The 4,179-nt window shown below is 73.0% G+C and carries 3 protein-coding genes and 1 tRNA gene; 1 reads left to right on the plus strand and 3 read right to left on the minus strand.

Features of this window, described 5'->3' with window-relative positions; translation table 11 throughout:
- The 3 genes from selB to RCJ92_RS15150 all read right to left on the minus strand — a co-directional run.
- Window positions 1–1,457, minus strand: a 1,457-nt coding sequence (gene selB, locus RCJ92_RS15140; RefSeq protein WP_446755022.1) for a selenocysteine-specific translation elongation factor, incomplete at its 3' end; no start/stop codon positions are given.
- A gap of 29 nt (window positions 1,458–1,486) precedes the next feature.
- Window positions 1,487–2,821: an L-seryl-tRNA(Sec) selenium transferase gene (gene selA, locus RCJ92_RS15145; protein WP_446755023.1), complete on the minus strand. Its 1,335-nt coding sequence runs from the start codon at window positions 2,819–2,821 to the stop codon at window positions 1,487–1,489.
- 36 nt (window positions 2,822–2,857) lie between these two features.
- A tRNA-Sec gene (locus RCJ92_RS15150) sits at window positions 2,858–2,952 on the minus strand.
- Window positions 2,953–3,237: 285 nt separating this feature from the next.
- Between RCJ92_RS15150 and selD the strand changes: the two genes are divergently transcribed.
- The coding region (gene selD / locus RCJ92_RS15155) for a selenide, water dikinase SelD (protein ID WP_446755024.1) at window positions 3,238–4,179 on the plus strand (942 nt) is incomplete at its 3' end.

Below are 4,179 nucleotides of genomic sequence, written 5' to 3' on the forward strand. Positions count from 1 at the left end.
AGGGCGCGCTCCACCGCCTGGATCCCGGGTTCGGCCGGCCCCAGGTCCGCTGGATGCCCGGGCAGGGTGATGAACCCGGCCCGGTGCTGCAGCCCGGCGGCGTCGATCACCTGCTGCAGCAGCTCCGCTCCGGCCTCCCCCAGCAGGTTTTCCGCCGCCCCACGCGAGAGCCCGGGGGCCAGCGGGTCATCCTGGAGCAGCTGTTGTACGGCGGCGCGCAGGCGGCGCTGCCAGGCGTCGAACACCGGGGCGTGCACCCACCATTGGCCTTGCTGCAGCACCCCGTCGGGTACGGCTTGCACTGCGCGCACCCCCATGCGTTGCAGGGCGCTGCGGCGCACGGCACCGCGCCGGGCCACTTCCAGCGCCGCGTCCCCGTCCGGCTCCATCCCGGCCAGCTGCGCTGCGCGCCGCGTGGCGGCGCCCCGCCGCTGCAGGGCCGGAGGGTCCACGTCCAGCACCTGGGCGCCGGCGAACACGGAGCGGCTGCCGGTGGTGCGCAGCACCAGCCGGTCCCCCAGCTGCAGCGGCAGCGCCCGGGCCAGAATCAGCCGGGCGTGCCCTGCATCCAGCGGCCGCAGCCGGCAGCCCAGGCTCACCGTGCCCAGGTGCAGCTGCACCTCTTCGGGCGCGGTGGTTAGGTCCGCGCCCATGGTGCGCCGCACATCCACGGTGTCCACCAAATCCCAGGCGCCCGGGGTGAGCAGCACATCCCCGCGGTGCACCTGCTCGGCGCGGAGGCCGGAGCGCAGGTTCAGCGCCACCCGGTTCGTGGCGCCCACCGCGTCCACCTCCCGGTTGCGGCTGTGCACAGCGCGCACGGTGACCTGGTGTTCGCCATTTTCCCCCGCCAGCACGAGTTTGTCGCCGCTGGCCAGCTGCCCGGCCTGCAGCGTGCCGGTGACCACGGTCCCGGCGCCGCTGATGCTGAACGAGCGGTCGATCCACAGCCGCACCCGGGCCTCGGACTGCGGGTGGGGCAGGGAATCCAGCAGCCTGTCCAGCGCGGTGCGCAGCTGGGGCAGCCCGGCCCCGGTGGGTGCGCAGACCGGGAGGATCTTTGCCTCCGCCAGCCCGGTCCCGCGCAATTCGGCACGCACCTGGTCGATTACCGTCTGAAGCGGCGCGCCGGCACGGTCGGTTCGGGTAAGCACCACCAGCCCGTGCTCGATGCCCAGGGCCTGCAGCACGTCCCGGTGGTCCGCGGACTGCTCCCGCCAGCCCTCGTCGGCGGAGACCACGAAGCACACGGCGGGCACCGGGCCGAGCCCGGCCACCATGTTGCCCAGGAAGCGTTCGTGCCCGGGCACGTCCACGAACGCGACCTCCCTACCGGAGGGCAGCTGCGTCCAGGCGAAGCCCAGGTCAATGGTCAGCCCGCGGCGGCGCTCCTCCGCCCAGCGGTCCGGTTCCATGCCGGTCAGCGCCCGCACCAGCGTGCTTTTGCCGTGATCCACGTGCCCGGCGGTAGCGACCACGAACACCGCTAGCCTCCCCGGCCGTTCGCGGCCGCGTGGGCGGCCAGGGCGGCACGCACCGCCGCGGCCAGGTGCTGGTCCTCGGACTGCGGGATGCAGCGCAGATCCAACAGGCACGCGCCCTGGTGCACCCGGGGCAGCACCGCCGGGTCACCGGTGCGCAGTGCGGCGGCCAGCTGTTCGGGCAAACGCAGCGCCCAGCCGGGCAGCGGCACCCCGGGCGCTCCCCCGCCACCGACCCGGCCGTCGTGTTCCACCACGTCCCCGCCCACGGCCCGGACCAGGGCCTCGGTGCGTTCGCGCAGCCGGTCAGGGTCGGCGTGCAGGGCCGCGTGCACCGGGGTCGGTTCGGCGTCCAGGCTGGCTTCCAGGGCCGCGAGCAGCAGCTTGTCCGCCCGCAGCGCCCGGGCCAACGGGTGGCGGGCCAGGCGGGAGATCACCTCGGCGCGGCCCAGCAGTACCCCGGCCTGGGGGCCGCCAAGCAGCTTGTCCCCGCTGGCGATCACCACGTCGGCCCCTGCCCGCAGCGCCCCGGCGATGTCCGGTTCCTCCGGCAGCGCCGCATTGGGCTCCAGCAGTCCACTGCCCAGGTCCACCACCAGCGGCAGGTGGTGTTCATCGGCCAGCGGACGCAGTTCGGCCACCGACACTCCCCTGGTGAACCCACCGATCCAGAAGTTGCTGGGATGCACCTTCAACAGGCACCCGCCCGGCCCGGCGGCCGCGGCGGCGGCGGCGTAGTCCTGCAGGTGAGTGCGGTTGGTGGCCCCCACCTCGCGCAGCGTGGTCCCGGTGGACTGGATCAGCTCCGGCAGCCGGAACCCGGCCCCGATCTCCACCAGCTCACCACGGCTGATGATCACCTCACCGGCACCGGCCAGCACGGTGGTGGCCAGCAGCAGCGCCGCGGCCCCGTTGTTCACGACCAGCGCGTCCTGCGCGGCCGGGCAGGCGCGCAACAGGGCCTGCACAGTGCCGGTGCCGCGCTTTGAGCGCCGTCCGGAGGCCAGGTCCATTTCCACGTCCACATAGCCCGCCGCCGTCACCAGCGCCTCACGGGCGGAGGCGGAGAGCGGCGCGCGGCCCAGGTTGGTGTGCACGATGATGCCGGTGGCGTTGAGCACCGGACGCAGGCTGGTGGGCCGGTGCCGGGCCAGCGCCGCGACCACCTGGTCTTCCACCTCTTCGGGGGCCAGGTCCCCGGCCCGGGCCTGGTCCTGCACCTGGCGGATGATGCCGCGCACCAGATTCGGACCTAGGCGCTGCTCGGCGCGGCGGATCGGCTCGTGGGCCAGCAACCGGTCGGTGCGCGGGATGAGTCGGCGCGGGTCGGTGGTACCCACGGGCCCCCTTCCAAAAGTCTGTGGAGCGTTGGCTGTTGGCGGAAGCGGACGGGAATCGAACCCGCCAGACCGAGATGCTCGGTCTCACCGGTTTTGAAGACCGGGGGGCCCACCAGGACCCGGACGCCTCCGTGATTATGCTAACACCGCCCCGGGTCCCGGCGGCGCCGGCACTCAGCCTGCTGTTCAGTCCCGCCCCGGCCACCCTGGCAGCCGGCTTCACATCCGGCCATCATTTCGCTCGGGAGTCCGGGATATGTGCCACGATGTGATGGAGCTCATGACCTTCCGCATCGATGTGCCACCGCAGGGCGCACCGGCCGCGGGGCAATGGGCGCACGAACCAACACCTGGATGGGAAGGGGAACACGGGATTGCGGCGGCCGGCTGCCGCCGGACCAATCCCGGAACACGTCATGGAGAAGAACACCACCCTGCACAACGGCGCCCCGCACGCGGATCAGGTGCGGCTGACCGGCTACGGCCACGGCGGCGGCTGCGCCTGCAAGATCCCGCCCGGCGAGCTGGAGGACGCGCTGTCCGGCCTGGTCGGACAGGGGCACCCGGATGTGCTGGTGGGCCTGGACGGCGGGGATGACGCCTCGGCGGTACTGGTGCGCCCGGATCTGGCGGTGCTCTCCACCGCGGATTTCTTCACCCCGGTCGTTGACGACCCCTACGACTGGGGGCGCATCGCCGCCGCGAACGCGATCTCGGACATCTACGCGATGGGTGGCCGACCGGTCAGCGCGATCAACCTGGTGGGCTGGCCGCGCGACGTGCTGCCCATGGAGCTGCTCACCGAGGTGCTGCGCGGCGGGCTGGACGTGGCCGGGGAGGCCGGATGTCCGGTCACCGGCGGGCATTCGGTGGATGACCCGGAGCCGAAGTATGGGATGGCGGTCACCGGCATCGCCGAACCCGAGAAGCTGCTGCGCAACGACGCCGCGGTGGCCGGGCTGCCGCTGACCCTGACCAAGCCCATCGGGCTCGGGCTGCTGAACAACCGCCACAAGCAGACCGGGGAGGTCTTCGAGCAGGCCATCGCCACCATGGTGCAGTTGAACCGGGACGCCTCCCAGGCCGCGGTGCTTAGCGGGGCCCGCGCCGCCACCGACATCACCGGCTTTGGGCTGCTGGGACACCTGTTCAAGATGTGCCGGGCCTCCGGGGTGGGCGCCGTCATTGACCGCGCCGCGGTGCCGCTGGTGGAGGGTGCCGCGGAGGCGCTGCGCGACGGTTACATTTCCGGCGGAACCCGCCGCAACCTGGACTGGGTGCGCCCGCACCTGCGCGCCGGGGCCGGGGTGAGCGAGCAGGACCTGCTGCTGTTGGCCGATGCGCAAACCTCCGGCGGC

This window comes from Glutamicibacter sp. BSL13, from assembly GCF_052928425.1.